This window comes from Candidatus Azobacteroides pseudotrichonymphae genomovar. CFP2 (assembly GCF_000010645.1).
GTDB lineage: Bacteria > Bacteroidota > Bacteroidia > Bacteroidales > Azobacteroidaceae > Azobacteroides > Azobacteroides pseudotrichonymphae.
Genome location: NC_011565.1, coordinates 389,362 through 415,910 on the forward strand (window position 1 = coordinate 389,362; position 26,549 = coordinate 415,910).

The window sequence follows — 26,549 nt, forward strand, 5'->3', positions numbered from 1 at the left end:
TTAGCAATGAAACGATTTAGGCAATATAGGTTAAATGAAAAAGTACGTGATTTTTATGCTGAGGTAGATATTGTTGTTTCTGATTTCATCTATCCTTATTTTGTAGTACATGGAGAAAAAATTAAAGATGAAATACCCTCGATGGAGGGTGTATTTCGATTTTCGGTAGATGAATTAATTAAAGATATCTCAAAAATTATTTGTTTAGGAATTGATAAAATTTTATTGTTTGGTATAATTTCTAATGAAGAAAAAGATGAAATAGGAAGTATGGGAATATTATCTGATAGTGTTATTTGTCAAGCTGTGAGATCAATCAAGAAACAGTTTCCACAGATAATAATTTTTACTGATATATGTCTTTGTGGGTATACTTCTCATGGACATTGTGGATTAATAAATAATAGTGATATAGATAACGATATGACATTGCCTTTGTTGGCAGAAATGGCATATCAACATGCTATTGCAGGAGCAGATTTTGTAGCACCATCAGCTATGATGGATGGTCAGGTGGCTTCTATTCGACAACGATTAAAAGAAGAAAAACTTTCTACAAAAATATTGAGTTATTCTGCCAAATATGCTTCATCTTTTTATGGACCATTTCGCGATGCAGCTTGTTCTTTTCCTTCTTTTGGTAGTAGAAAAACCCACCAAATGGATTTTCGAACTATTGGACAAGGATTAGATGAAGTGGCTTCTGATATTGAAGAAGGTGTTGATTGGATTATGGTTAAACCAGCAATACCATATCTTGATATGGTGCAACGAATATCGGTTCATTTTCCAAATTATCCCTTAGTTGTCTATCAAGTTTCAGGTGAATATGCTATGTTGAAACAAGGAGCTAAAGCGGGTCTTTTTGATGAAAAGCAGATTTTTTTTGAAAGTTTGGTAGCTATTAAGCGTGCGGGAGCAAAATATATAATATCTTATTATGCTAAAGAATTTATAATAAATGAAAAATAAATTAACTCATCTGGAAGAATTGGAATCGGAATCGGTTTATGTAATTAGAGAAGTGGCTGCACAGTTTGAGAAGCCAGTGTTATTATTTTCTGGTGGGAAAGACTCAATTATTATGGCACATTTATCTTACAAAGCATTTTATCCATCGGCTATTCCCTTTCCTTTTTTACATATAGATACAGGACATAATTTTGAAGAAACAATTGTTTATCGTGATAGTTTGATTAAGAAGTTATGTGTAAAGTTATTTGTTGGTTCTGTTCAAGAGGATATTGATTTGGGTTGTGTTAGAGAGGAGATTGGATATGGTGCTAGCCGTAATAAATTGCAAACAGTGGCTTTATTAAAAGCTATGGAAAAAAATAAATTTGATGCTGCTTTGGGGGGAGCTCGAAGAGATGAAGAAAAAGTTCGAGCGAAAGAGCGTTTTTTTTCACATCGTGATGAATTTGGGCAATGGGATCCTAAAAATCAACGTCCTGAATTATGGGATATTTTTAATGGAAAAAAACACTTAGGCGAACATTTTCGTGTATTCCCTTTAAGTAATTGGACAGAAATGGATATTTGGCAATACATTTTGAAAGAAAATATTGAATTACCAAGCCTTTACTTTACACATGAGCGTGAAGTTTTTGAACGAGATGGTATGTGGTTTGCTTATTATCCTTTTGTGAAACTGAAGCCTGATGAAAAACTTATTTGTAAGTATGTTCGTTGTAGGACAATTGGAGATGTTACTTGTACTGGACTTTCCCTTTCTAGGGCTCACACTATAGAAGAGATTATTGATGAAATAGCCTCTTCTCGAGTTACTGAACGAGGTGCACGTTCCGATGATAGACGTTCAGAGGCTTCAATGGAGGATAGAAAAAAAACTGGATATTTTTGAAAAAAAAACTTTTATAAAAAAAAAAGATGGTTACAAGTGAATATTCCAATATGGAGCTATTACGATTTACTACGGCAGGTAGTGTGGATGATGGGAAAAGTACGTTGATTGGACGTTTACTCTATGATAGTAAGTCTATTTTTAAAGATCAATTGGATTCCGTTAAAGCAATTAGTGAACGTTTAGGTAATAGTAAAGTCAATTTGGCATTATTGACTGATGGATTGCGTTCTGAACGAGAACAGGGTATTACTATTGATGTTGCTTATCGTTATTTTTCCACTCCTATACGAAAATTTATTATTGCTGATACTCCAGGGCATATAGAATATACACGTAATATGGTAACCGGTGCTTCTACCGCTACTGCTGCTGTTATTCTCGTAGATGCTCGTAATGGAGTTGTGGAACAAACTAAACGTCATTCTTATATAGCTTCGCTATTACAGATACCAGATGTAATTTTAGCTGTTAATAAAATGGATTTGGTTAGTTTTTCCGAAGGAATATTTAATAAAATAATAGAAGAATATTCATTTATTGTTCAAAAGTTGAATTTGAGAAAAATATATTATATACCTATTTCAGCTCTTGATGGGGATAATGTAGTAAAGTACTCTAAAAGGATGCTTTGGTATAAAGGTGATACGCTTTTGCATTTGTTAGAAACAATTCCATTAAAGGAGAATATCAGTAGTTTACCAGCTCGTTTTCCTATACAATATGTTATTCGTCCGCAAACTAAACAATTTCATGATTATAGAGCATATGCTGGAAGAGTTGCTTCAGGAACATTTAAAGTAGGAGATTTGATAACTGTTTTGCCTTCTTATACTCAATCTATTATAAAAGCTATAGATGATGTAAAAAAATCTTTGAAGGAAGTTTTTTCTCTTCAGTCGGTAGCAATTCGTTTAAATGATGATATTGATGCAAGTAGAGGAGATATGATTGTAAAGAGAGATGATTTGCCCATAGTTGATGTAAATATTTCACTTATGGTTTGTTGGCTTAATCGCCGTCCATTGAGTATTGGAACTAAATATGTTATTAGACATACTACTGATGAAGTATTAGGAGTGATCAAGGAAGTAAGCTATAAAGTAGATATCAGTACAATGGAGAATATAGCTGATGAAAAAATTGTAAGAATGAACGATATAGCACAAATTTCTATTAGAACTTCTAAGCCGTTGAAATACGATCTTTATTTTAACAATCGTGTTACTGGAAGTTTGATATTTATTGATGGAAATACATTTGAAACTGTCGGAGCTGGAATGATAATAAAGTAATCATAATCAAAATGCATGAAGATATAGATTTATTGAATAGCTGTTTTGTAGATAAATCACCGGAGGATTTATTGACTTTTTTTTTAAAAAAATATAAAGGCCGTATAGGCTTAGCTTCTAGCTTGGGATTAGAGGATCAAGTATTAACAGATATGATTTTGAAAATAGATTCTGAAACTACTATTTTTTCAATTGATACTGGAAGGTTGTTTCCGGAGACTTACTTATTAATTGATAATATTAATAGTGTATATAATATTAAGTTGGATATATATATGCCAAAAAGTGAAGATGTTGAGGCTTATATTAAAAAAAATGGTGTTAATGGTTTTTATGAAAGTCTAGATAAACGCAAAGAATGTTGTAGGATAAGAAAAATAGAACCACTTTTGCGGGCCTTATCTGCTTTGGATGTTTGGATTTGTGGACTTCGTAGAGAACAATCGGTAACGCGTAGTAATATTCGAATGGTAGAATGGGATGAAGTCAATAAGCTGATTAAAGTAAATCCGTTAGTAAATTGGAAAGAACAGGAAATATGGAGTTATATAGAGATTAATCAAGTGCCGTATAATGTACTTCAAAAAAGAGGTTTTCCCAGTGTTGGTTGTCAACCGTGTACTCGTGCCATTAAAAAAGGTGAGGATATTCGTGCAGGTCGTTGGTGGTGGGAAAGTTCTGAGCACAAGGAATGTGGATTACATAAAAGATGAGTATTTTTTTACCTATTTCTATTAATATTACTGGAAAGCATATTTTGATTGTGGGGGGAGGAAAAATAGCTTTTCATAAAGCTACTATCTTAAGCCTATTCACTAATAGAATCATTGTTGTTTCTCCTAAATTTTGTTCAGAATTTGAGTTATCATCTTTTAAGAAAAAAAGGAAAGAATATGAGTCAAAAGATTTGGAAAATGTTTTTTTGGTTTATATATGTACAGAAAAGGAATCATTAAATATGATAATAAAAGTTGATTGCGAGAATCACAATATTTTGACAAATGTATGTGATAATCCCAGTTTATGTGATTTTATTTCTCCTGCTATTTATAAAAATGATAATGTTACTATCGCTATATCTTCTAATGCAGAAAACGTTTGGCAATCTATTATTATTCGAGATCAAATTAAATTTTTAATAGAGAGAAATATTTTGAAAATCAATTAATTAAAATTTGGGAGTAGTAGTTTTACTTTAATTTTTGAGTAAATTTGTACTTTCGTAGCTTTGGTTTCTTGCTTGAAGTTATTGGGTAATAATTTACGATGCAAAATTTATAAAAAAACAGTGGATACTTTAAGTTATAAGACTGTTTCTGCAAATTCTGCAACTCTTAATAAAGAATGGGTTGTTGTAGATGCCAATGGACAGCGTCTAGGACGCTTGGCTTCTAAGGTAGCAAAACTCCTTAGGGGTAAATATAAACCCAACTTTACTCCTCATGTAGATTGCGGAGACAATGTAATTATTATCAATACTAACAAAATTGTTTTAACTGGTAAAAAGTGGACTGATCGTGTATACTTTTCTTATACAGGTTATCCTGGCGGGCAGAGAAAGGCTACTCCGACAGATTTATTGAAAAAGGGTAGTGATTGTTTATTGAGAAAAGTAGTAAAAGGAATGCTTCCTAAAAATCGTTTGGGTGCAAAGATTCTTAAACATCTTTATATATATGATGGGATTGAACATAAACATGAAGCTCAACAACCTAGAACGATTGATGTTGATTTACTTAAATAATTATAATTAATGGAAATAGTAAACGCTTTAGGAAGGAGGAAAACTGCTGTAGCTCGTGTTTATGTTAGAGAAGGTTCGGGAAAAATTTTGATTAATCAACGTAGTCTTGAATCTTATTTTCCTTCTTCAATACTTCGATATGTTGTAAAACAGCCTTTAAATAAACTTGGTGTCTCTGAACAATATGATATTACAATTAATTTGAAGGGAGGAGGTTACAAGGGGCAGTCAGAGGCAATACGTTTGGGTATTGCTAGAGCATTGATAAAAATAAATTCAAAAGATAAACCACTTTTAAGAAGTGAAGGTTTTGTAACGCGAGATTCGCGTAAGGTGGAACGGAAAAAGCCAGGAAGGCCTAAAGCTAGAAAGAAGTTCCAGTTTTCAAAACGTTAGTGAAGGAAAAAACGAATAGAGATTAAATAATGTTAAGAGTTTCGTTCGAGCAGCTATTGGAGGCGGGGGTACATTTCGGACACTTAAAAAGGAAATGGAATCCGGCAATGGCTCCTTACATTTTCATGGAACGTAAGGGTATCCATATTATTGATTTGCATAAGACTATTTTAAAAATAGATGAAGCGTCATCGGCTATTAAGCAAATTATCAGATCTGGACGTAAAATATTGTTTGTAGCTACTAAAAAACAAGCAAAGCAAGTAGTTGCTGATAAAGTATCCTTTGTAGGAATGCCTTATGTTACTGAACATTGGGCCGGTGGTATGTTAACTAATTTTCCTACGATTCGCAAAGCTATTCAGAAAATGACAGTTATTGATAGAATGGCTCATGATGGGACGTTTGACCTTTTATCTAAAAGAGAAAGATTGCAGATTACTCGTCAGCGTGCTAAACTGGAAAAAAATTTGGGTTCGATCGCGGATTTAAAACGTTTGCCTTCTGCATTGTTTGTGGTAGATGTAATGAAAGAGCGTATTGCTGTTTCAGAGGCTAAACGTTTAGATATCCCTGTATTTGCAATAGTAGATACTAACTCTAATCCTAATGGTATAGATTTTATTATTCCAGCTAATGATGATGCCACTAGTTCCATAGAGGTGATTTTAAATGCTATTTGTGATGCAATTATTGAGGGAAAAGAAGAAAGGATGATGGATACTTCTATAAATAATGAAAACAAGGAAAAGACGGTTTCTGTTTTTCGTAAAAGAACGAAAATAGAAGGTAGAAGTAAGAAGGATTCTTTAAGTTGATATATAAAAGAATGGTATGGCAGTTACAAAGTTAGATGTTCAATATCTGAGAAAAATGACTGGAGCAGGTGTAATGGATTGTAGAAATGCACTTAGAGAAGCGGAAGGTAATTACGATAAGGCAGTGGAGGTAATTCGTAAAAAGGGTAAAGTAATAGCTTCTAAACGTGAAAGCCGTGAAGCTTCTGAAGGTTGTGTTCTTGCTTCTTCGAAGCAAGGTTTTGCTTCTATTGTAGCTGTGAAGTGTGAGACAGATTTTGTAGCGAAGGGAGAGGATTTTGTTGATATGGTGAGAAAGATTCTAAGTGTGACCTTAGAAAATAAACCTAGAACTATAGAAGATTTGAATGATCTATTTATAGATGGACGTAGAATTTGCGAATGGATAACGGAGCGTAGTGGAATAAGTGGTGAAAAAATGGAATTGGGGATTTATGAATATTTAGAGGCTCCTTATACAGTAGCGTACGTTCATCCTGGTAATAAATTAGCTGTTATTGTTGGGTTCAACCAAGTAATAGTAAAGACTCAAGTAGCTAGAGATGTAGCCATGCAAATAGCAGCTATGAATCCTATAAGTGTAGATAAGAATTCTATTCCAGCAAAGATTGTAGAAAGAGAAGAGAAAATAGCTCGCGAAAAAGCAATAGAACAAGGTAAACCTGAAGCAATTTTGGATCGGATAGTAAATGGGGCTTTAAATAAATATTATAAAGAGTATACGTTGCTGTTGCAAAATTTTGTGAAAGATCCAAAAATTACTATCGATGATTATCTAAAAGGGCAAAGTAGAGATTTGACTGTTATTGAGTTTCGGCGTATTAATCTGAATATGGAATGACTACTTTGTATGATGTAAGACACGAATAAGTGGGTTATATATAAACTTGACTTGAAGGCCGTTTTATCTGAAATGGTCTTTTTAGTGTTCTCATATGAATTTGACAAATTGTCAGTTATTTTTTTGGCATGGTCTTTGCAAGACTTACTAAAGGTAAAAAAGTAGAATAATTAACTTAAAATAATTTAGAATTATGAGTATTAATATTAAGCCATTAGCAGATAGAGTATTGGTAAAGCCTGCTGCTGCTGAAGAAAAAACAGTTGGAGGAATTATTATTCCTGATTCTGCAAAAGAAAAACCGTTAAAAGGTGAGGTAATCGCAGTAGGTAATGGTTCTAAGGACGAACAAATGGTTCTAAAAAAGGGAGATGAAATTCTTTATGGTAAATATTCCGGAACAGAGATAGAATTGGACGGAATGCAATATTTGATTATGCGTCAGTCTGATGTATTAGCTATTATTTAATAAAATAATTATTAACAGTTAAAAAAAATTAATTATTATGGCAAAAGATATCAAATTTAACCTCGATGCTCGTGACTTGCTTAAAAAGGGGGTTGATGAGTTGGCAGATGCAGTGAAAGTGACTTTAGGTCCTAAGGGACGAAATGTAATTATCGACAAAAAATTTGGTGCTCCTCAAATCACAAAAGATGGAGTGACTGTGGCAAAGGAAATAGAACTTTCAGACCATTTTCAGAATATGGGTGCTCAATTAGTAAAAGAAGTTGCTTCCAAGACTAATGATAATGCGGGTGATGGTACAACCACAGCTACTGTTTTGGCACAGTCTATCATTAATGTAGGAATGAAGAATGTGGCTGCTGGTGCAAATCCAATGGATTTGAAGCGTGGTATTGATAAAGCTGTTGCTAAAGTAGTAGAATCGTTAAAAAAGCAATCACGGGCTGTTGGGGATGATTTTGGTAAAATCGAAAATGTAGCTAAAATATCTGCTAATGGAGATGAGACTATTGGTTCTTTGATTGCTGAAGCTATGAAAAAAGTAAAAAAGGAAGGCGTTATTACTATAGAAGAATCTAAAGGTATTGAGACTTATGTGGACGTGGTGGAAGGTATGCAGTTTGATCGTGGTTATATTTCATCTTATTTTGTAACTAACACGGATAAAATGGAAGCTGATTTGGAGAATCCTTATATTCTTATTCATGATAAGAAGATCTCTGTATTGAAAGATATTCTTCCAATTTTGGAGAAGACCATTCAAACAGGCCGTCCAATGTTGATTATAGCAGAAGATATTGAGTCGGAAGCTTTGGCTACTTTAGTTGTTAATCGTTTGCGTGGTTCTTTGAAAGTTTGCGCAGTGAAAGCTCCGGGCTTCGGTGATCGTCGAAAGGAAATGTTAGAGGATATTGCAGTTTTGACTGGTGGAGTGGTAATCTCTGAAGAAAAGGGCTTAAAACTGGAAGGCGTGACTATCGATATGCTAGGCACTGCTGAAAAAGTTACTATAAGTAAAGATAATACGGTAATTGTAAATGGAGCGGGTGAAAAGAGTGCCATTTCTGCTCGTGTAAGCCAAATAAAAACACAAATAGAAAAGACGACTTCTGATTATGACAGTGAAAAATTGCAAGAGCGTTTGGCTAAGTTGGCAGGTGGGGTTGCTGTGCTTTATGTAGGTGCTCCTTCGGAAGTAGAGATGAAAGAAAAGAAAGATCGTGTAGATGATGCGTTGAGTGCAACCCGTGCGGCTATAGAAGAAGGAACTGTACCAGGTGGTGGAGTTGCTTATGTACGTGCTATTTCTATTTTGGAAGGATTTAAAGGTATAAATGAAGATGAAACTACGGGGATAGAGATTGTAAAGCGTGCTATTGAAGAACCTCTTCGCCAAATTGTTGAGAATGCGGGGAAGGAAGGGGCTGTTATTGCTCAAAGGGTTAAAGAAGAAAAAGATGATTTTGGGTATAATGCACGTACCGGTATATATGAAGATTTATATGTTGCAGGTGTAATTGACCCAACAAAAGTAGCCCGAGTAGCTTTGGAAAACGCTGCTTCTATCGCTGGGATGCTTTTAACTACTGAATGCGTAATTACTGAAGTAAAAGAGGAAAATCCTGCTCCTGCAATGCCCCCAATGGGAGGTGGAGGAATGATGTAATGATGTAATTTTATTACAGGATTTCAAAATATTCAAAAGAAGAGGTGATTCTCAAATAGGAGGATTTGCCTCTTCTTTTTTTGATCAATATTTTATATACAAGTTGTTAATACGATGATTCTGTCAACTTTGTTTGTAACAAAATGAGAGTATTTATATTTCTTTCGTGATTTGAATATTAGTGATAAGTAAATGTTTTTATGTTGATAGTAATTATTTTTTCTACTTTTGTGAAGTACAGAGACAATTTAATCGAAAAATAGAAAAATAAAATATAGTAGTATTTGAATGGCAACTACAGCTGATTTTAAAAGTGGTATGTGTCTTAATTTGGAAGGTCGATACTATTATATAGTAGAGTTTTTGCATGTGAAACCAGGTAAAGGTCCAGCCTTTGTGCGTACAAAACTTAAAAGTGTGACTACTGGCCGGGTAATTGAAAAAACGTTTAATGCTGGGGTAAAAATAGATGAAGTTCGGATAGAACGTCGTTTATATCTGTTTCTTTATCAGGATGATATGATTTATCATTTTATGCAAAATGAGACATTCGAACAAGTATTTGTTGAACGAAATAATATTGTGGGTGTAGATTTTTTGAAGGAAGGTGATATGGTAGAAATAGTTGTCCATGCAGATTCTGAGACTATTTTATTCGCAGAGATTCCTATTCATGCAGTTTTGACAGTTATTTATACTGAACCAGGTATTAAGGGAGATACGGCTACTAATGCGACTAAACTTGCTACAATAGAAACTGGAGCTTCCATACGTGTCCCCCTTTTCATTAATAAAGGAGATAAAATAAAAGTAGATACACGCAATGGTTCTTATGTAGAAAGGGTAAAATAGATTTATTTTTCCCTTTGCAAGGTGGATGTAAATTTGTCTAATTCTTTTGTCCAATATTTTTCTGAATGTTGTACCCAAATGCGGAATTCAATATTTTCTTTGTGTTTTGGGATGTAGTCTATTAGTTTTTTTAGATCAAAATAATTGGATATTATTCCTGCTCCTGCAAGGAATGCCTCATAGGCATTACAAGATTGTTCTATATGGGTAGGTACCATTAATATGGGTTTGCCTAGATACATGGCTTCACAAATAGATTCAAAACCGGCAGTAGTAGCATAAGCCTTACATCTTGTCATATATTTGATAAATAATTTGTCGTTTAAAGTGTGAAAAGTTAAAAACTTGTTTATAATAGTTTTTTTAGGGGTATTTTTTTTATCCCAAAAAAAATGTAGATGTACGTAGGGATATTTTTTCTGATATTCAATAATTTCATTGGCAAGGTTGTCGTTTAGTATATAACCGTGTAAATAATCGCATTTTGTTGGAAAGCATTGGAATATTTCTTCTCTTAATAAGGGAGGAACAATGATAATCCGGCTTTTTGGTGGATTTTTTCTTTTTTTTATAGATAGTGCGAATAGGACGGATGATTTTATACAAGTGAGTTGAGTGAAAAATCTTAACAATGTTAATTCTAATTTGTTCCCTGATGGGAATTTATATTCGGGGTGTAATAAAAGATATTGATGAGCTATACTTACATAAGGAGTCTTAATAGGAAATATAGCATAGGTTAAACCAACTATTATTTCGTAGAAATTGATTACAACATCCACATTTAATCTTTTAATTTTATTGCGAATGAAATAGATACTTATAAAGTAAGTAGGTAATTTGAATAGGTTATAAATTGTACTGGATAGAATATTTGCTTTTTTATGTTTCGTACTTGGTAAAAAATTAGGGCTATTAAAATATTCTATTGGAACATTTATTCTTTTTGTAAAGAAATCTGGCAATTCTCTACGTTTGCTTTTTCCTATGAGTGCAGAAACTACTTTATGTCCATTTTTATTTAATATGTCTTTTAAGGCTATAGATTGCATTAGGTGTCCTCTACCTTCTCCTTGAATTATAAAAAGAAATTTCATTCAGATTTTTTTAACTTAAATACTGATTACTAAAAACTAAGAAATTTTTATAACGCTTTGTGGATTCATACATTAGCAATAACGTTTTCTATAAAAATTTTGCAAAATTTTGAAATGTAATTCTGCAAATTTAATGCTATTGAGAGACTATAGGGGCTATGAAAGAGTTTCTTTCTATATTGAGAATTTTACGAAAAGAAAGAATAAGAGATTTTTTCTTTCGGGAAGAGATGAATGACTGATTTTCCAGTTTGTTTCTATTGATTACTGAAACGAAATAGTAAGTGAAAATGTATAATTTATTCATTAATTAAATTTAAATTAAATTTGGGAGAAAGAATGTGAGAGATGTATTTGATACATGTAAATGATATAATTTTGAAATTATATACATTGAAAAATACAGGATGCTGATTATTTTTGTGTGTATTTATTGAACTATGGGAAAAGAAACGGAGACTAACAATTTTTTTAGTACAAAGAAGGAGGTCAGTGATTTTTTTTTAAAAACAGGTTGGTTTTTAGGAAAATATTTCAAACGAATTTTTATAATTATGGTAGTAATTATTGTAATTGTAGTGAGTTCTATTATTTTTTATGAGAGCTACCTTATTTCTCGTGAGAAGAGTGCGGAAATTGCTTTTTTCTCTGGTCAGAACTATTTTAGCAATCAACAATGGGGAATTGCTTTGAATGGAGATAGTACTAATTACATTGGTTTTTTAGGTATAATAGAAGAGTTTAGAGGAACTAAATCTGCTAACTTGGCAAAAGCTTATGCAGGAATTTGCCAATATCAACTGGGGAATTATAAAGAATCTCTTAAAATTTTAAAGAGTTATAGTAATAAAGACCAGTTATTTGCTTCACAAATAATTGGAGCTATTGGTGATTGCGAAGTTAATTTGGGCAATATAAAAGAAGGAATCGTTTTTTTTCAAAAAGCAGCAATTAAAGCTTGTAGCTCATCGTTAAGTCCTATTTATCTAAAAAAAGCTGCTATTGCTTATGAAAGTTTGAAAGATTATAAATCAGCTTTAGAGATTTATAAAACTATTAAGATTAATTACCCCCAATTTTTAGAAACTAATGCTATTGAAAAAAATATTGAGAGGGCAAAAGCAAAGCTTTGATATTTTGTACTAAACTCGCCTTTCGAGTGCATATAAGATATTATAAGTGATTTTGTAAGTGGAGTTTCTTTCGTATTCTTTTCATGATTTGTTAGTAAGTAAGTTAATGCACTTTTTCAAGCTTACTTCCCAATTAGGGATTACAATATCAAAAGCTTTTTTTATTTTCTTTTTGTTTAAGGCACTGTAAAATGGACGTTTTGCTCGAATAGGATATTGTTCTGTTGTAATTGGACGTATTTTACAATTTTTCGTTTCAGAAAGTTGTAAGATTTTCTTTGCAAAGTCGAACCATGAGACAATACCTTCATTACTATAGTGAAAGATACCTGAGTGGAAATTTTTTGTTTTTTTTAAAAAAGTAATGAGTACTAGGATAGTATTTGCTAAGTCAGGTGCAAAAGTGGGTGTTCCTATTTGATCGCAAACGACGTTTATTTCTGATTTTTCTTTTATTAAACGGAGTATTTTTTTTACAAAATTGTATCCGTAAATAGAATATAGCCAGGAAGTTCTTATAATTATGCTTTCTGGACAATTTTTCATTAGAGTATTTTCCCCTTCAAGTTTACTTTTTCCATAAACTGATTGTGGATTGGTAATATCTGTTTCTATGTAGGGAGTATTTTTTACACCATCAAATACGTAATTAGTAGAAATATGGATAATTTTTGCTTTTCCTCTGGCTGCTGCCTCTACTATGTTTTTTACTGCATCACGGTTGATTAAATAGCACAAATCTATTTCTTCTTCTGCTTTATCTACGGCAGTGTAGGCAGCACAGTTAATGATGTAGTCTATTTTGTGTTTTTTTACAAAATGAATAACCTCTTTTTTATTTGTTAAATCTAATGTATCAATGTCAGTTGGAATAAAGTTAAATTCAGAATGTTGAGTAAATACTTTTGTCAGTTCGCATCCCAATTGTCCTTTTGCTCCTGTGACTAGAACAGTTTTTGTCATTGACAATTTATATTCATTGTTCTTAACTAATTCTTTATATGAACTAGTCTCTTTATTTAAATACTAAGACAAACAAATAAAAGCAAGAGGTTAGTATGTTTGTGGTAGGATAATAGTGGAATAAATTACTGTCCTCATGGGAGGAACCTACATAGGAAGCATGATATTTGGTTTGGTTTGTCATAAAAGAAAGACAATAAAAAAAACTTTTTAAAATATTATTATATTCAGATAACAATAGAAAGTTTTTACCAAAATTTGATATTCTATATGTCTCTTAATTCAATCTGTAAAGATTCTCTTCTAAATTAATTAATTGCGTCGGTAACCAAAATACTTTTTGAAACATACCCATAGCTTCATCATAAAAGTTTTTTATCAAAATCATTTTTCCTGTCTTCTTTAAAAGACACACATACTTTTGGAATCAAAGAAAGGGTTACCTTCCGACAACCCTTTCTTCATTTTAACCTTAAAATTTAGTACCATGAAAACACTATGCAAATATAGATATTTATGCTGAAAAACATAAAATTTTATAAACTTTTATTGACGTTGATTATCAATATTGTGTATAATAACATAGGTTGACCGAAATTAGTCAAATACAAGTAAACTTCTTTTGCAAGAGAAGTTCTTTATAGATTTTTGATTAAATATATTCAAGTAATCTAAAGCTGAATATCTTTGTGAATCAAGACTATTGATGTTTTTCCAATTTGGTTAGTTTTTAATTTTTAGATTTTTTGAAAAAAATATTTTATGAGGTGATATATTGATAATTATATCAAAAAAATACATATGAAAAGAATTGTTTTATTAGCTTCTGGATATGGCTCCAATGTAGAAAATATTATTTGTTATTTCGCTAACAACAGAAATTTAGAGTTTCCACTTATATTAAGCAATAAAAAAGATGCTTATGTACACAAAAGGGCAATGTTGTTAAATATTCCTTCTTATACAATTAATAAATCTGGTTTTGAAAACGGTCAAGCACTCCGATTGTTGAAGGAATTTAAGATTGATTTCATTGTTCTGGCAGGTTTTTTATTAAGAGTTCCCGAAAATCTTTTGAGAGCTTATCCAAATAAAATCATCAATATTCATCCTTCCCTGCTTCCAAAATTTGGAGGGAGAGGGATGTATGGTTTAAATGTACATAAAGCAGTTGTGGAAAATAAAGAAACAGAATCAGGAATTACCATTCATTATGTTAATGAAAATTATGATGAAGGGAAAATTATTTTTCAAGCTAAATGTGAAGTCTCCCCTACGGATTCATCAGAGGATATTGCTGCGAAAGTTCATGCGTTAGAATATGAACATTTTCCTAAAATAATAGAACAGATAACGCGAGATATCCCATGATTTAGAATTTAAATATTTTAAATTTCACGCGTACTCTCTTCCTTTCCTTTATTTCATATTTGATAGAATAAAGAATAGATGAGAAATATTGCGTCAGTTTTCTGTTCTATTTCTGGTTCATTGAAATAAATGGTGAAAGTACTCCCTATCGAAGTCAAGTAAAATGCCGTTACCTAGAGAGTAAATGAAAATTCTTGAAAAAATCCAATATAACATCCCAAAATAGCAATTAAAACCTTCTAAAAATATACGAGAGAATAAGTTTATTTCTCTTGTTCCAAGGGAGTGAAAATCATTCAATATCTTTTTTATTTTTTACAAGAAGAGCACCATATATAGGTTGATTAATCATGAAAATATCATTAATATATATGCATATTGCTATCGGAAAAGAAGGAGGGGAGTTTTCATATAGAAGAAATTAGATAAACAGTGCCTTCTATACTTCGTTTAGATGAATAAAAACATAAAAGAGAATTGACATTTGTTCCCAAATTTTTGCCAATCCGATACATAGAGATGAACCCTCTAACTGGACATTTCTGAAATCAGTCTATGAAACATACTACAAATGGTTATCAACGAGAAGTGATAGTGATAATATTATAAGATTTTTTAGAAAAAATATCTAGATTCCAGTATAAAAATAAAATGGGAATTCATATTCCTCCATTGAAACCAAGTAAGTGATTTATGTTCTCTACATATTCAAAAGAATTGTCTACAAAAAAAGCTAATTTAGGTATATGTCTGATTTGTTTACCAATACGTAATCCTAAATTGTATCGAATAGCACTTTTACCTTGTTCGATACTTTGCGTAATTTTTCCGATTTTATCAGACGGGTAGATACTTAAAAAAATTTTTGCTACACTCAAATCTGAACTTATCCTTACCGTTGTTACCGATATTATAGTCAATTGTCTCATTTGTTGAGTTTGTAAGCGAAATAATTCATTAATTTCTTTTTGTACAAGACGTTCTATTTTTTGTAATTTTCTTTTCCCCATAAATCGAAGTCTTTTTATTTTCTAATAAAGTTGGATCTTTTTGACTTGGTTCATTTCCACATACCATAAATACATTTCCATGTTAAAATGACTCGTTTTTCTTGTTACTAACAAATTGGCATATTGTCGTAGTTGTTTTTCGTGAGAAGAATGAGGTGTTTCAAATTTATAGTCTATTATAATCGTTTTATTACCAGCAATTAAAAATCGGTCAGGACGCTTGTTGATTACAATTCCATTTTCTTCAGCAATAATTGAATATTTTCTGTATACTTTATAGCGACTATTAAACCAATCTTCTACTCCTGACAATTGAATGGATCTGCGTATTTTTTCTATATAAATTCTCCCTTCATTAGGCTGAATCAAGCTCTGTATAATTCCATCGTTTACTTTTTTTTCAATGTCTTCTAAATAATTAATCTGTATAAGAAAATAATGTATAATGTTATCATATGTAAAATACATATCTTTACCAGTCATTAGTTGTTGAAATTGATTAGATTGTTTGAATGTAATTTTCTCTTGTTGAAAATTTACAGGTGAAAATTTTATTTCTTTCATTAAGGGTATTTTCTTTAAAGGATTATCTGTCGCTACTTTTTTCTCTTCTTTCAATAAAAAAATCTCTCCCATTCTAAAATGACAATTTTCTTCGTCCCAATTACCATTGAGTTTTTTTACAGACAATTGTAATAGATCAGATACTCTTTTTATTTCTTTTATTTTTTTTTTGTACCTAGTTAATATAATTAAATTGCATTCTGCTCGTGTAAAAGCTACATATAAAAGATTTAAATTATCTACATATGACCGTATTGTTTCCTCTTCATATTCTGTAGCGAAATCGGTATATTTCATTTCTTTTTTGTAAGTGATAGGAAAAAAAGGCAAATCTTTTATGTTCTTTGGTGATTTGCACCAGAGAAAAGGATTTTTTTCCGGAGAAAATTTCCAATCGCAGTAGGGGATAATCACTGTGTGAAATTGTAGTCCTTTTGACTTGTGAATTGTCATAGCTTTTATTCCTTCTACTCCCATTCCAGTTGGAACAGTTTTATCTTGTCCTTCTTTTTCCCAATGCTCAAGAAAATGATGAATTGTTGCTGGAGACTCTTTCAAATATTGACTAAGATAATCATAGAAAACAAACAAATAAGCTGCCTGTCCCGGTAATTGTTCTAATTCAAATTGTTTGCAAATGTACCCGATAAGTTCAAACAACGGCATAGATAATAATGAGTCAATTATTAGATCTTGTACATCTAATCCTCCTATTTTCAATAAATAGATTAATTGATTTTTATAATATATTTCATTATCCTGCCTACTGATTATTCTGAGAGATGCAATAATAATTCTTACGGCAAGTGAACTTTTTAAGCTAAAAGCTTCATTGGAAACAATTGTTAAATAATGCTTTTCTGCCATTTTTGGATAATTATTTCGTTTTTCTAAAAAAAAAGCAGCAAGTATGTTTATTGTTTTTTTCTTTCGAACAAGCAAACAAATATCTTTAGCCGGAATACCATTATTGTATAATTTTTTGAGTTGTTCCAAAACTGCTTCTTTCATCATTTGATCCACATATTGCACATCCTCCTTATTGTCTTTAATAAATTGAATAAAGATATGTCCTTCTTTTTCACTACTTTTTTTAGTTTTTTGTTTAACTTTTTCGACTTCATATATAGAAAAAACTGCATTTTTTAGCATATTCGCTGCTAGAGGGAAGAATGAATTATTAAAATCAATAATATGTTTTTCACTCCTCCAATTGTACAATAAAGGTTTTTCTTCAGTACCTAATTCCTTTACTGCTCTTTTAAATATTTTCCAGTCTCCATTACGCCAACGGTAAATTGATTGCTTTTCATCTCCTACTATCAAACTAAATGTATTTTGTGCAAGTATTTCATTCAATAAAACACGAAAATTTTCCCACTGTAATTGGCTAGTATCTTGAAATTCATCAATCATTACGTGTTTAATTTGAACACCTATTTTTTCGTAGATAAATGGAGCATCAGTATCATCAATCATTTGATGAAGAAAAATATTAGTATCTGATAACATAAACCGATTTTGCTCATGATTTTGTTCTTCAATTTCCTTTATAACCTTTCCTATTAAACCCAATTGATAGAGATTATCTTTTATCATTTGTGCCGTACGTGTTTTTCGCAATGCCTCAAGAATACAATTAAGTGTGGGTATTAATTTGTATTCTGCTAGCTTGGCTATATCTTCTTTTTTTTTATGATTTTTAGTAGTCCATGCATCTTTGTCTGTGCAGCACTTTTCTATAGTTTTACTTTCTTCTGGATAGTCCCCATCTGCTAACTTCTGAAGAAAAATGATAGGATTGCCTTTTCTTATAAAATCATTTTCATTAAGCTGATGTTTTGATAATAAAATTTTGATTTCTTGTACAGTATTTTTAAAAAAGGTTTGACAATCTTTCTGTATTTGATCTTGACTTTTTATCAATCTACTAAAAAACAAGGTAGTATTTGGCAAATACTTTTTTTTTGTTTGAAAAAATTCATTGTAAATGCATTCTCCAAATATTTCCATGGATTTTTCTATTCTCCAATTCTTTCCCTCATTAATTAAATGTTCTACATATATTGTTAACCATTTAATTAATTTATTATCATGGCTTGACTTCTCTATTACGTTATGAATAGATTCTCGTATTACTCGTTGAGTATTTGTTTCCAAACTAAAATGATTACTGTATCCTAATTCTCTTACTAAACTACGAATTATACATTGGAAGAAACTGTCAATTGTTGTTATGTTTAATCGGCTATAATTGTGAATAATAGTTTGAAAAGCTGTTTTAGCTCTCATATTGATTAATTTTTCATCCCAATGTAATCCTTCTTCCTCCCATAAGATTTGCAAGGAAGAACGAAATCTCTTTGAATCATTTGTATTCAATGCCAATCCATATAGCTCCGACAATATGCGTTCTTTCATTTCGTTCGTAGCATCTTTTGTAAAACTAACTGCTAAAATATATTGAAAATAATCGCTAAAATCGGAAATCAACAAACATTTAATATACTCTAACACTAAAGTATAAGTTTTACCAGAACCAGCTGATGCTCTATATATTTTTATTTTTGACATATAATCTATTATCTTGCATTTGTGCAAAGTACAAATTTGAAAGTGGAATTGCAAGAGTATGAATTAATTACCGTATTGGGACCTACAGCTTCTGGGAAAACGGCTTTTGCCACTCGGTTGGCTAATGAATTGAACAGTGAAATAATTAGTGCCGATTCTCGTCAAGTATATCGTAATATGACTATTGGTACAGGAAAAGATTTAGACAATTATATCATTGAAGGAAAATTTATTCCTTATCATCTCATTGATATTTGTCAAGCTGGTGAAAAATACAATGTTTTCAGATTCCAACATGATTTTCACGAAATTTTTACTAAAATTAAAAAGAAAGGGAAGTTACCGATTTTATGCGGAGGAACAGGTTTGTATATAGAATCCGTTCTGAAAGGGTATAAATTGTTAGATGTTCCAGAAAACCTTATTTTAAGGTCAAATTTAAAAGATAAAAGTGTTGATGAATTGAAAAAAATATTAAAATCATACAAAAATCTTCATAATCAAACAGATACAGACTCCGTACGAAAAATTATACGAGCTATAGAAATAGAAACATGTTATCCTACACAAAAAAACAACCCAATAAATAGTTATTCTTCTATTAAGAGTCTAATTATTGGAGTTAATATTGACCGTGAATTAAGAAGAAATAGAATAAGCCTTCGCCTAAAAAAACGATTAGAGGAAGGAATGATAGAAGAAGTCAAAAACTTGTTGGAAACAGAACTCTCTCCCGACCAACTAATATATTACGGTTTGGAATACAAATATATTACCCTTTACCTTATTGGACAGCTTTCTTATTCAGAAATGTATCAACAACTAGAAATTGCTATTCACCAGTATGCCAAACGACAAATGACATGGTTTAGAGGTATGGAACGTAGAGGTTTTAAAATACATTGGATAGATGTTTACGAAATGAATCATTTAAATGAAATCTTTAATCGAATACACTTTTAAATTTACTAAAGATTTTTTCTCTCACAGAGCTTGTTGGCTTAAAATTAGAAGCATTTTCTATTGCAGAAAGAATTTCCTTTTGTCTTTCGGTCAAATGTTCAGGAACATAGACAGTGATATTGATTAATAAATCACCTCTTCCGTATTTATTAACTGAAGGTAATCCCTTGTTTTTCAATCTAAGTATTTTACCTGGCTGAGTTCCTGGCTCTACTCTTATTTTTGCTTTGCCATCCAATGTGGGAACTTCTACCATACAACCTACTGATGCTTGGTAGAAAGTTAATATTAAATTATAAATAATATTTTGTTGATCTCGTATCAACTCAGGATGAGCTTCTTCCTCAATTACCACTAATAGATTACCGTTAACTCCTCCGCGACGAGGAGCATTACCTTTTTCTTGTATCGAAAGTTGCATGCCTTCCATCACTCCTGCAGGAATATTAATAACAATTATGTCCTCATCTAGCACAATCCCTTCACCATAACAATATGGACATTTTTTAGTAATTATTCTTCCCTCTCCATGGCACTCTGGACAAACAGAGGAAGTCTGCATCTGTCCAAAGCCAATATTCATAACTCTTGTTACATGTCCCTTTCCTTTACAAATAGAGCATGCATGATAAGATCGATTATTTTCTGCTCCATTTCCTTTGCAATAAGAACAGGCAACATATTTCTTTACCTTAAGTTTTTTTTCAATACCTGTAACTATTTCTTTAAGTGTTAATTTTACTTTTATTCTCAAATCTGAACCTCGATTAACTCCCTTTGCATTACTTCCAAAACCAAATCCATCAGAAAATCCACCAAAAATATCCCCAAAACGAGAAAAAATATCTTCCATAGAAAACCCTTCTCCGTCAAAGCCTCCTGTAGAGTTACCTACTCCTGCGTGCCCCAATTGATCGTACCGATTTCTTTTGTTTACATCGCTTAAAATTTCATACGCTTCAGCGGCTTCTTTGAATCTCTCTTCAGCATCCTTACTTCCAGGGTTTTTATCTGGATGATATTGAATAGCCTTTTTTCTATATGCTTTTTTAATCTCATCCACTGATGCTGTTTTGGAAACGCCTAAAATATCATAATAATCTCTTTTTGTTGTGGCTGCCATGTTTCTTTATTTATATTTTTTTTCTAATTAGCCACTATTACTTTTGCGTGGCGAATAACCTTATCGTTCAGAGTATATCCCGTTTGTAAATTATCTATAATTTTACCTTTTTGTTCTTCACTTTCTGCAGGAACAGTAGCGACAGCTTCAAATAAATCAGCTTCAAATTTTTCACCAACTGAATCGATAGCTTTTATTCCGTTTTTTTGAAGAAAAGAAAGGAATTTGCGATAAATCAAGCCTATTCCTTCCTTTATAGTATCTACTTCTTTGACTTCTTCTATTGTCTTTAAGGCTCTCTCAAAATCATCTATTATGGGGAGAAGTCCGATAAATATTTTTTCTCCCCCATTTCTAATTAAATCTGCTTTTTCTCTAATGGTACGCTTCTGATAATTATCATATTCTGCCATTAAACGAAGATGAGCATCTTTTTTAGTTTCGACTTCGACACTTTTGAGTTCAATCTCGGCACGCATCCTCTCCATTTCTTGCTTATGCTCAGTCCTTATTTGTTCAAGATCCTGTTCGTACTCTTTCTTTTTTATCTCTATCTCTATCTGTTTTTGTTCGTTAGAATAATTTTGTACAAGTTCTTTTATTTTCTCTGCCACATTGTCAACTATTTCTGTATTTTTTGTCAGAATCTGTTCTGGTGCAGACAAGTTTTCTCCTGTCTTGTCAGCGAATCCTTCTCCCTCCTGAATATCTTTTTCTAAACCTTTATCATTCATAAACTCACATTTTATATTATTTATCGAAATAAAAGACAAACTCTTATGATAAGAAGAGCCTCCACAATAACCATGGGATGGCAAATATCTTGCCAAATTTGAATCAGTAAAAAGCAGTTTCCCCTTTTAAGTTATAGTAGTACAAACTAAAAAGTGCTTAAGTAAATATTTTAGTAGATGTAGATAGTATTCTTTGTTTTGTGATCTCTTTAGTGATTGACAAGATCAGATTTCACGTCTTTCTGTTAGCCACTTTCATTTTCAATTTATCAGGATGCTTTTTTATATGAATTTTAATTGGATTTTCTCTCTAAGAAAAAATTAGTTGGATGAAAAAATATGAAGTTTTCTTATAACCGTATTTTGGGGAAGGTATACTACCTTCCCCAAATTTCATTGGATAATTTTCAGTTCTGAAAAGCAAGCAAGTAAGCAAAAAATTATCAGATACTTATCTTATTAAGATATATTCTGATTAACATTATTGTAGGCTGTTCTGTTAGTTTTTATTTTAAAGTGATTTAAAATTTGATGACAACTAATTTCAATCCGACTTGTCTCAGCCGGCAATGACATTCACACCACTCTTTTTTTTTACTTTTATTCATTTGCTTAGTTTCCACTCAAAGCCATTTTTTGTATCTTTAACCTCGAATCCCAAGACGGTTAATTCATCGCGTATTTTATCAGCAAATATCCAGTTTTTTTCTTGCTTAGCTTGCACTCTTATTTGTAGTAGAAGATCTACTGCTTTTGCAAAAGAATTATAGGAGGTGTTTTTATATTTTAATTCGTCTTTAATTCCTAACAGATTAAATAAAAATAATTGAAAGAAATCCTTTAATTGTTGAATATCTTCTGTAGTCAATTGTGTTTGTTTTGCTAATGCCGAATTGACTATTCGCGTAGCCTCAAAAAGATAAGAAATAATAATCGGTGTATTTAAATCGTCGTTCATTGCCTCAATGCTTTTATTTCTTAATCCTTCGATATTGACAGTAGAGTTTGTTGTTTGAGCTGTCAATTGCTTAATATTATTGTTGGCTTCCAAAAGTCGAGAAAGTCCTTTTTTAGATGCTTGTAGTGCCTTATTGCTAAAATCAATTGTATTTCTATAGTGTGATTGTAAGATAAAAAATCGAACTGTCATAGGATTATACGATTGAATTAATAAAGGATTCGTACCATTAAATAGTTGTTCTAAGTTGATAAAATTGTTTGATGACTTACCCATTTTTTGTCCATTGACGGTAACCATATTGTTGTGCATCCAATATTTTACTCCTTCGTATCCCGTAGATGCCACTTTTTGTGCAATCTCACATTCATGATGTGGAAAAATTAAATCCATGCCTCCACCGTGAATATCAAACAAATTACCTAAGTATTTTCTACTCATAGTTGTACATTCCAAATGCCACCCAGGAAATCCATTACTCCATGGACTTATCCATTGCATAATATGCTTGGACGAAGCTTTTTTCCATAATGCGAAATCGATTGGATTGCGTTTCCCTTCTTGACCATCTAACTTACGGGTGGTATTTAGCATATCTGCTATGTTCTGACCAGATAGTTTACCGTAATTGTATTTTTTATTATATTTTTCTACATCAAAATAAACAGAGCCTTTACTTTCGTAAGCGTACCCTTTTTCCAAAATCTCTTTTATTAATTGTATTTGTTCAATGATATGGGCACTAGCATGAGGTTCTATACTTGGAGGTAGTACATTTAGAGCATCCATTGTTTTATGATAAAGGTTAAGATAGTGTTGAACTACTTCCATTGGTTCTAGGTCCTCCAACCGAGCTTTTCTTGCGATTTTATCTTCTCCCAAATCAGAATCACTTGTTAAGTGCCCTACATCAGTAATATTGCGTACATACCGCACCTTATAGTTTAAGTGCATTAAATAACGAAATAAAATGTCAAAAGTAATTGCTGGACGAGCATGTCCTAAATGTGGATCTCCGTATACTGTTGGGCCACAAACATAAAGTCCAACACGTTTGGGATATAGTGATTGAAATAATTCTTTCCTTCCTGTCAACGTATTATAAATAAATAATTGGTTCTTCATAATTTTTTTGAAAAGAAAACAAATGTAAAAAACACGGTATGACAAAGATAAGACAATATTAAAATAGTTAAAGGAAAGACTAAATATTAATATTTATGAATAATGGTCCAACACAATTGGACTGGGAAAGGAGGAATGAATAATTGCAACTGGGTATTTGAAAAATAATGGTTATCAAATTCGTAATGTCACAATTGGTATATATAAAGGGCATTTGAAATTGAGTAAATAATAGTGAAAGCAAAAAACATGTAAAAAGAACTCTTTGGAAGCATCCAAAAATACTGTTCATTATGTCAATAATCAATAAAATAACTTCTTCTCAGAAGATTATGTTAAGAATTTCGGCATTTGATTTACCAAATCCAGTTTGATATTATCGATATCAATTGTAATGAAACAATTTGGTTCTAAAATGGAACACATAGAAGATATATTTACCAGCGTAAATAACATTACGCTCTTAAAATATATTTAATCCAATTAACAAGAAGTATTGAAATACAATATTATCTTAGTGGCTAGATGTGTTGGGGGATAGGAGAAATTATATCAAAGTGTATATGAAATGAATACTATCAAGATTAAAATTACTTCTTCTACCAATCTTTTTCTCAAAGAGCTATCCAAAAAACAATCTTTGAAAGAATGGACAATTGTTGTTGCTGAATCACAAACTGCTGGACGTGGACAAAGGGGAAATTGTTGGGAATCTGAACCAACTAAAAATATTATTTGTAGTATTCTTTTGTATCCTAATTTTCTATCGATTCAACAACAGTTCTTACTATCTGAAGTTGTTGTTATTGGTATCAAAGATGTACTAGATACATATGTACAGAAAGGCATTGCAATTAAATGGCCTAATGATGTTTTTTTTGAAAAACGGAAACTCGCAGGTATATTAATCGAGAACGAATTGATTGGTCAAAAAATTTCTTGTTCCATTATTGGTATTGGATTAAATGTTAATCAACAAGTATTTAAAAGCGAGGCTCCTAATCCAGTTTCTTTGAAACAAATAATAGGTATAGAAATGAATACTAATATATTGTTGGAACAAATTGTGTCGCAAATTCAATATTGGTATAAAAAATTAAAATCTGGTCAAAGAAAATTGATTTCGCAAGTTTATCATGATTCCCTTTATTGTAAAGAGGGATTTCATTTCTATAAAGATAAAAATGAAATCTTCCAAGCAAGAATACGAATGGTTACTGAAGAAGGCTTGCTTTGTTTAATGACCAAGTCAAAGGAAGAACGCTATTACTCTTTTAAAGAAATCTCTCTATTATAGGTTACAAAATTTTTGATAACTGAGAATTTTTTGTATAAAATACTCATGGACTCTTACATCTTCAGTAAGTTCTGGATGAAAAGAAGCAGCAAGGAAGTTATCTTGTTCAGCGAAAAGAATTCTACTTTCATGACTTAGTAATATGTTGACCCCTTTATCTGCTTTATCTATATAGGGAGCACGAATGAATATCGTTGGGTAGGGAATGTTGCCCAATATGGGTATGGGCATTTTTGTTTCAAAGCTAGCCAATTGTCTTCCAAAAGCATTACGTTTTACATAAGTATCCATCAACCCTAATCGGTATTGTTCACTCTTTGCAATATTTTTAGACAACAAAATCAATCCCGAACAAGTTCCAAAAATTGGCAATTTTTTGTGTCCCAATTCAACAATTGGAGTTAAAAGACCATACCTTACCAATAGCTTGCTGATTGTTGTACTTTCCCCTCCCGGGAGAATCAATCCATCTATTCCTATTAAATCCCGTGGATACAATATATCCACCGTTTTATGTCCCAATTTATGCACAATCCTGCAGTGTTCTCTCACTGCACCTTGCAAAGCTAAAATTCCTATTTTCATCGTTTCACCATCCACGTCCAGCCAATCTGTCTTTATCATCTATTTGAGCAATACTTTGACCTCTCATTGCTTCCCCAAGGCCTTTGGATACTTCAACAAGAAGATGAGCATCTTTGTAATGAGCTACTGCTTCTACAATAGATTTAGCTCTTTGGGCAGGATTATCTGACTTGAATATACCTGAACCAACAAATACTCCATCACATCCTAATTCCATCATCAAAGCGGCGTCAGCTGGTGTAACAACTCCTCCAGCTGCAAAATTAACTGTAGGAAGATGTCCTAATGTTTTTACCTGCAATACTAACTCGTATGGCGCTCCAAATCCTTTGGCTATTGTCATTAACTCCATTTGTGTAGTACTACTCATTACTCGTCGAATATCTTCATTTATTTTTCGTATATGGCGGACAGCTTCAACTATATCACCAGTTCCGGCTTCACCTTTTGTACGTATCATTGATGCTCCTTCTCCGATACGCCTTAATGCCTCACCTAAATTGCGTGCACCACATACAAATGGGACTTTGAAATCGCTTTTTAGAATATGGTAGGATTCATCTGCAGGAGTTAATACTTCACTTTCATCAATAAAATCGATATCCAAGGCTTCTAATATGCGTGCTTCTGCAATATGTCCAATGCGAACTTTGGCCATAACTGGTATGGATACTATTTGCTGAATGCTAACAATCACTTCCGGGTCAGACATACGTGCTACTCCTCCTTGAGAACGGATATCGGAAGGGACACGTTCCAATGCCATAACTGCCACTGCTCCTGCTTCTTCTGCAATTTTCGCTTGCTCTGGGTTAACAACATCCATAATTACTCCACCTTTTAGCATTTCTGCTAAACCTCTTTTTACAGTAACTGTTCCAGTTTCTTTTTTTATTTTCATTTTTATCAGAGTTATAAAACTTGTTTCTGAGGTCTATAATTATCTGCAATAATAGTGATTTTCTAAAGATTTTCTAGAAGAAGGTAATGAAAATTTCAATAATCTAAGATTATGTAATTAATGATGTGTAATAAGGAGCCATTGGGGTGGCTTATTTACATAGTAGCTTTGCATTAACACTAAATTTAATCGACCCCCGGTACAAT

At 31.9% G+C, this 26,549-nt stretch carries 25 protein-coding genes; 16 read left to right on the forward strand and 9 right to left on the reverse strand.

Going from position 1 to position 26,549, the window contains the following annotated elements:
- Nucleotides 1-6: 6 nt before the first annotated feature.
- The 12 genes from hemB to efp all read left to right on the forward strand — a co-directional run bounded on the left by hemB (nt 7) and on the right by efp (nt 9,945).
- On the forward strand, nt 7-972 hold the full coding sequence (gene hemB, locus CFPG_RS01615; protein ID WP_012573303.1) for a porphobilinogen synthase: 966 nt from the start codon (nt 7-9) through the stop codon (nt 970-972).
- Nucleotides 962-1,864: a sulfate adenylyltransferase subunit CysD gene (gene cysD / locus CFPG_RS01620; protein WP_012573304.1), complete on the forward strand. Its 903-nt coding sequence runs from the start codon at nt 962-964 to the stop codon at nt 1,862-1,864. The genes hemB and cysD overlap by 11 nt, the downstream gene beginning before the upstream one ends.
- Nucleotides 1,865-1,890: 26 nt before the next feature.
- Nucleotides 1,891-3,159, forward strand: a complete 1,269-nt coding sequence (locus CFPG_RS01625) for a sulfate adenylyltransferase subunit 1 (protein ID WP_012573305.1) — start codon at nt 1,891-1,893, stop codon at nt 3,157-3,159.
- An 11-nt stretch (nt 3,160-3,170) separates the two neighbouring features.
- A complete protein-coding gene (locus tag CFPG_RS01630; protein ID WP_012573306.1) occupies nt 3,171-3,872 on the forward strand; it encodes a phosphoadenylyl-sulfate reductase in 702 nt (233 codons plus the stop codon).
- Entirely contained in the window at nt 3,869-4,327 is a 459-nt protein-coding gene (locus CFPG_RS01635; RefSeq protein WP_012573307.1) for a precorrin-2 dehydrogenase/sirohydrochlorin ferrochelatase family protein, read from the forward strand. Before CFPG_RS01630 ends, CFPG_RS01635 begins: the two co-directional genes overlap by 4 nt.
- Before the next feature lie 120 nt (nt 4,328-4,447).
- Nucleotides 4,448-4,903 carry a 50S ribosomal protein L13 gene (gene rplM / locus CFPG_RS01640; protein ID WP_012573308.1) on the forward strand — a complete coding sequence of 152 codons (456 nt, stop codon included), beginning with the start codon at nt 4,448-4,450 and terminating at the stop codon, nt 4,901-4,903.
- 9 nt (nt 4,904-4,912) lie between these two features.
- A complete protein-coding gene (rpsI, locus tag CFPG_RS01645; RefSeq protein ID WP_012573309.1) occupies nt 4,913-5,299 on the forward strand; it encodes a 30S ribosomal protein S9 in 387 nt (128 codons plus the stop codon).
- 29 nt (nt 5,300-5,328) lie between these two features.
- On the forward strand, nt 5,329-6,117 hold the full coding sequence (rpsB, locus tag CFPG_RS01650) for a 30S ribosomal protein S2 (protein ID WP_012573310.1): 789 nt from the start codon (nt 5,329-5,331) through the stop codon (nt 6,115-6,117).
- Between the two features lie 16 nt (nt 6,118-6,133).
- Nucleotides 6,134-6,958, forward strand: a complete 825-nt coding sequence (gene tsf / locus CFPG_RS01655; RefSeq protein WP_012573311.1) for a translation elongation factor Ts — start codon at nt 6,134-6,136, stop codon at nt 6,956-6,958.
- A 199-nt stretch (nt 6,959-7,157) separates the two neighbouring features.
- A complete protein-coding gene (locus tag CFPG_RS01660; RefSeq protein WP_041572507.1) occupies nt 7,158-7,427 on the forward strand; it encodes a co-chaperone GroES in 270 nt (89 codons plus the stop codon).
- A gap of 37 nt (nt 7,428-7,464) precedes the next feature.
- Nucleotides 7,465-9,093, forward strand: a complete 1,629-nt coding sequence (gene groL / locus CFPG_RS01665) for a chaperonin GroEL (protein WP_012573313.1) — start codon at nt 7,465-7,467, stop codon at nt 9,091-9,093.
- Nucleotides 9,094-9,381: 288 nt separating this feature from the next.
- Entirely contained in the window at nt 9,382-9,945 is a 564-nt protein-coding gene (efp, locus tag CFPG_RS01670; protein ID WP_012573314.1) for an elongation factor P, read from the forward strand.
- Nucleotides 9,946-9,947: 2 nt separating this feature from the next.
- Here the strand turns inward: efp and CFPG_RS01675 are convergent, their stop codons facing one another.
- The gene (locus CFPG_RS01675; RefSeq protein ID WP_012573315.1) at nt 9,948-11,042 is read right to left on the reverse strand and encodes a glycosyltransferase family protein; all 1,095 of its coding nucleotides are present in this window, start codon (nt 11,040-11,042) and stop codon (nt 9,948-9,950) included.
- A gap of 440 nt (nt 11,043-11,482) precedes the next feature.
- On the opposite strand from CFPG_RS01675, the gene CFPG_RS01680 reads away from it, so the two are divergent.
- Nucleotides 11,483-12,175 (forward strand): tetratricopeptide repeat protein, encoded by a 693-nt coding sequence (locus CFPG_RS01680; protein ID WP_012573316.1) that lies wholly within the window; start codon nt 11,483-11,485, stop codon nt 12,173-12,175.
- 81 nt (nt 12,176-12,256) lie between these two features.
- Here the strand turns inward: CFPG_RS01680 and rfbD are convergent, their stop codons facing one another.
- Nucleotides 12,257-13,138, reverse strand: coding sequence for a dTDP-4-dehydrorhamnose reductase (gene rfbD / locus CFPG_RS01685; RefSeq protein ID WP_012573317.1), 882 nt, complete (start codon nt 13,136-13,138; stop codon nt 12,257-12,259).
- 801 nt (nt 13,139-13,939) lie between these two features.
- Here rfbD and CFPG_RS01690 point away from each other — a divergent pair.
- A complete protein-coding gene (locus CFPG_RS01690; RefSeq protein WP_012573318.1) occupies nt 13,940-14,509 on the forward strand; it encodes a phosphoribosylglycinamide formyltransferase in 570 nt (189 codons plus the stop codon).
- Nucleotides 14,510-15,168: 659 nt separating this feature from the next.
- On the opposite strand, the gene rbfA is transcribed toward CFPG_RS01690, so the two are convergent.
- Nucleotides 15,169-15,519, reverse strand: a complete 351-nt coding sequence (gene rbfA / locus CFPG_RS01695) for a 30S ribosome-binding factor RbfA (protein ID WP_012573319.1) — start codon at nt 15,517-15,519, stop codon at nt 15,169-15,171.
- Between the two features lie 21 nt (nt 15,520-15,540).
- A complete protein-coding gene (locus CFPG_RS01700; protein ID WP_012573320.1) occupies nt 15,541-18,657 on the reverse strand; it encodes a UvrD-helicase domain-containing protein in 3,117 nt (1,038 codons plus the stop codon).
- A 48-nt stretch (nt 18,658-18,705) separates the two neighbouring features.
- Here CFPG_RS01700 and miaA point away from each other — a divergent pair, with 48 nt between their 5' ends.
- Nucleotides 18,706-19,620 carry a tRNA (adenosine(37)-N6)-dimethylallyltransferase MiaA gene (gene miaA / locus CFPG_RS01705; RefSeq protein ID WP_050720684.1) on the forward strand — a complete coding sequence of 305 codons (915 nt, stop codon included), beginning with the start codon at nt 18,706-18,708 and terminating at the stop codon, nt 19,618-19,620.
- On the opposite strand, the gene dnaJ is transcribed toward miaA, so the two are convergent.
- The 3 genes from dnaJ to cysS form a co-directional block, all read right to left on the reverse strand.
- Complete coding sequence (dnaJ, locus tag CFPG_RS01710; protein WP_012573322.1) at nt 19,601-20,743, reverse strand: molecular chaperone DnaJ; 1,143 nt, start codon at nt 20,741-20,743, stop codon at nt 19,601-19,603. The genes miaA and dnaJ overlap by 20 nt on opposite strands.
- A 23-nt stretch (nt 20,744-20,766) precedes the next feature.
- The gene (locus CFPG_RS01715) at nt 20,767-21,477 is read right to left on the reverse strand and encodes a nucleotide exchange factor GrpE (protein ID WP_083754404.1); all 711 of its coding nucleotides are present in this window, start codon (nt 21,475-21,477) and stop codon (nt 20,767-20,769) included.
- A 604-nt stretch (nt 21,478-22,081) separates the two neighbouring features.
- A complete protein-coding gene (gene cysS / locus CFPG_RS01720; RefSeq protein WP_012573324.1) occupies nt 22,082-23,560 on the reverse strand; it encodes a cysteine--tRNA ligase in 1,479 nt (492 codons plus the stop codon).
- A 568-nt stretch (nt 23,561-24,128) separates the two neighbouring features.
- Here cysS and CFPG_RS01725 point away from each other — a divergent pair.
- The gene (locus tag CFPG_RS01725; RefSeq protein ID WP_012573325.1) at nt 24,129-24,857 is read left to right on the forward strand and encodes a biotin--[acetyl-CoA-carboxylase] ligase; all 729 of its coding nucleotides are present in this window, start codon (nt 24,129-24,131) and stop codon (nt 24,855-24,857) included.
- Here the strand turns inward: CFPG_RS01725 and pdxT are convergent.
- Nucleotides 24,852-25,481, reverse strand: a complete 630-nt coding sequence (pdxT, locus tag CFPG_RS01730; protein WP_265348038.1) for a pyridoxal 5'-phosphate synthase glutaminase subunit PdxT — start codon at nt 25,479-25,481, stop codon at nt 24,852-24,854. The two genes, CFPG_RS01725 and pdxT, sit on opposite strands and share 6 nt — an antisense overlap.
- Nucleotides 25,447-26,343, reverse strand: a complete 897-nt coding sequence (gene pdxS, locus CFPG_RS01735; RefSeq protein ID WP_012573327.1) for a pyridoxal 5'-phosphate synthase lyase subunit PdxS — start codon at nt 26,341-26,343, stop codon at nt 25,447-25,449. Before pdxS ends, pdxT begins: the two co-directional genes overlap by 35 nt.
- Between the last annotated feature and the right edge of the window lie 206 nt (nt 26,344-26,549).

What these genes read in the sequence shown, in the direction of transcription:
- hemB (WP_012573303.1), top strand. Translation starts at nt 7, where the DNA reads ATGAAACGATTTAGGCAATATAGGTTAAATGAAAAAGTACGTGATTTT.
- cysD (WP_012573304.1), top strand. Translation starts at nt 962, where the DNA reads ATGAAAAATAAATTAACTCATCTGGAAGAATTGGAATCGGAATCGGTT.
- CFPG_RS01625 (WP_012573305.1), top strand. Translation starts at nt 1,891, where the DNA reads ATGGTTACAAGTGAATATTCCAATATGGAGCTATTACGATTTACTACG.
- CFPG_RS01630 (WP_012573306.1), top strand. Translation starts at nt 3,171, where the DNA reads ATGCATGAAGATATAGATTTATTGAATAGCTGTTTTGTAGATAAATCA.
- CFPG_RS01635 (WP_012573307.1), top strand. Translation starts at nt 3,869, where the DNA reads ATGAGTATTTTTTTACCTATTTCTATTAATATTACTGGAAAGCATATT.
- rpsI (WP_012573309.1), top strand. Translation starts at nt 4,913, where the DNA reads ATGGAAATAGTAAACGCTTTAGGAAGGAGGAAAACTGCTGTAGCTCGT.
- rpsB (WP_012573310.1), top strand. Translation starts at nt 5,329, where the DNA reads ATGTTAAGAGTTTCGTTCGAGCAGCTATTGGAGGCGGGGGTACATTTC.
- tsf (WP_012573311.1), top strand. Translation starts at nt 6,134, where the DNA reads ATGGCAGTTACAAAGTTAGATGTTCAATATCTGAGAAAAATGACTGGA.
- groL (WP_012573313.1), top strand. Translation starts at nt 7,465, where the DNA reads ATGGCAAAAGATATCAAATTTAACCTCGATGCTCGTGACTTGCTTAAA.
- efp (WP_012573314.1), top strand. Translation starts at nt 9,382, where the DNA reads ATGGCAACTACAGCTGATTTTAAAAGTGGTATGTGTCTTAATTTGGAA.
- CFPG_RS01675 (WP_012573315.1), bottom strand. Translation starts at nt 11,042, where the DNA reads ATGAAATTTCTTTTTATAATTCAAGGAGAAGGTAGAGGACACCTAATG.
- CFPG_RS01680 (WP_012573316.1), top strand. Translation starts at nt 11,483, where the DNA reads ATGGGAAAAGAAACGGAGACTAACAATTTTTTTAGTACAAAGAAGGAG.
- rfbD (WP_012573317.1), bottom strand. Translation starts at nt 13,138, where the DNA reads ATGACAAAAACTGTTCTAGTCACAGGAGCAAAAGGACAATTGGGATGC.
- CFPG_RS01690 (WP_012573318.1), top strand. Translation starts at nt 13,940, where the DNA reads ATGAAAAGAATTGTTTTATTAGCTTCTGGATATGGCTCCAATGTAGAA.
- rbfA (WP_012573319.1), bottom strand. Translation starts at nt 15,519, where the DNA reads ATGGGGAAAAGAAAATTACAAAAAATAGAACGTCTTGTACAAAAAGAA.
- CFPG_RS01700 (WP_012573320.1), bottom strand. Translation starts at nt 18,657, where the DNA reads ATGTCAAAAATAAAAATATATAGAGCATCAGCTGGTTCTGGTAAAACT.
- dnaJ (WP_012573322.1), bottom strand. Translation starts at nt 20,743, where the DNA reads ATGGCAGCCACAACAAAAAGAGATTATTATGATATTTTAGGCGTTTCC.
- CFPG_RS01715 (WP_083754404.1), bottom strand. Translation starts at nt 21,477, where the DNA reads ATGAATGATAAAGGTTTAGAAAAAGATATTCAGGAGGGAGAAGGATTC.
- cysS (WP_012573324.1), bottom strand. Translation starts at nt 23,560, where the DNA reads ATGAAGAACCAATTATTTATTTATAATACGTTGACAGGAAGGAAAGAA.
- CFPG_RS01725 (WP_012573325.1), top strand. Translation starts at nt 24,129, where the DNA reads ATGAATACTATCAAGATTAAAATTACTTCTTCTACCAATCTTTTTCTC.
- pdxT (WP_265348038.1), bottom strand. Translation starts at nt 25,481, where the DNA reads ATGATAAAGACAGATTGGCTGGACGTGGATGGTGAAACGATGAAAATA.
- pdxS (WP_012573327.1), bottom strand. Translation starts at nt 26,343, where the DNA reads ATGAAAATAAAAAAAGAAACTGGAACAGTTACTGTAAAAAGAGGTTTA.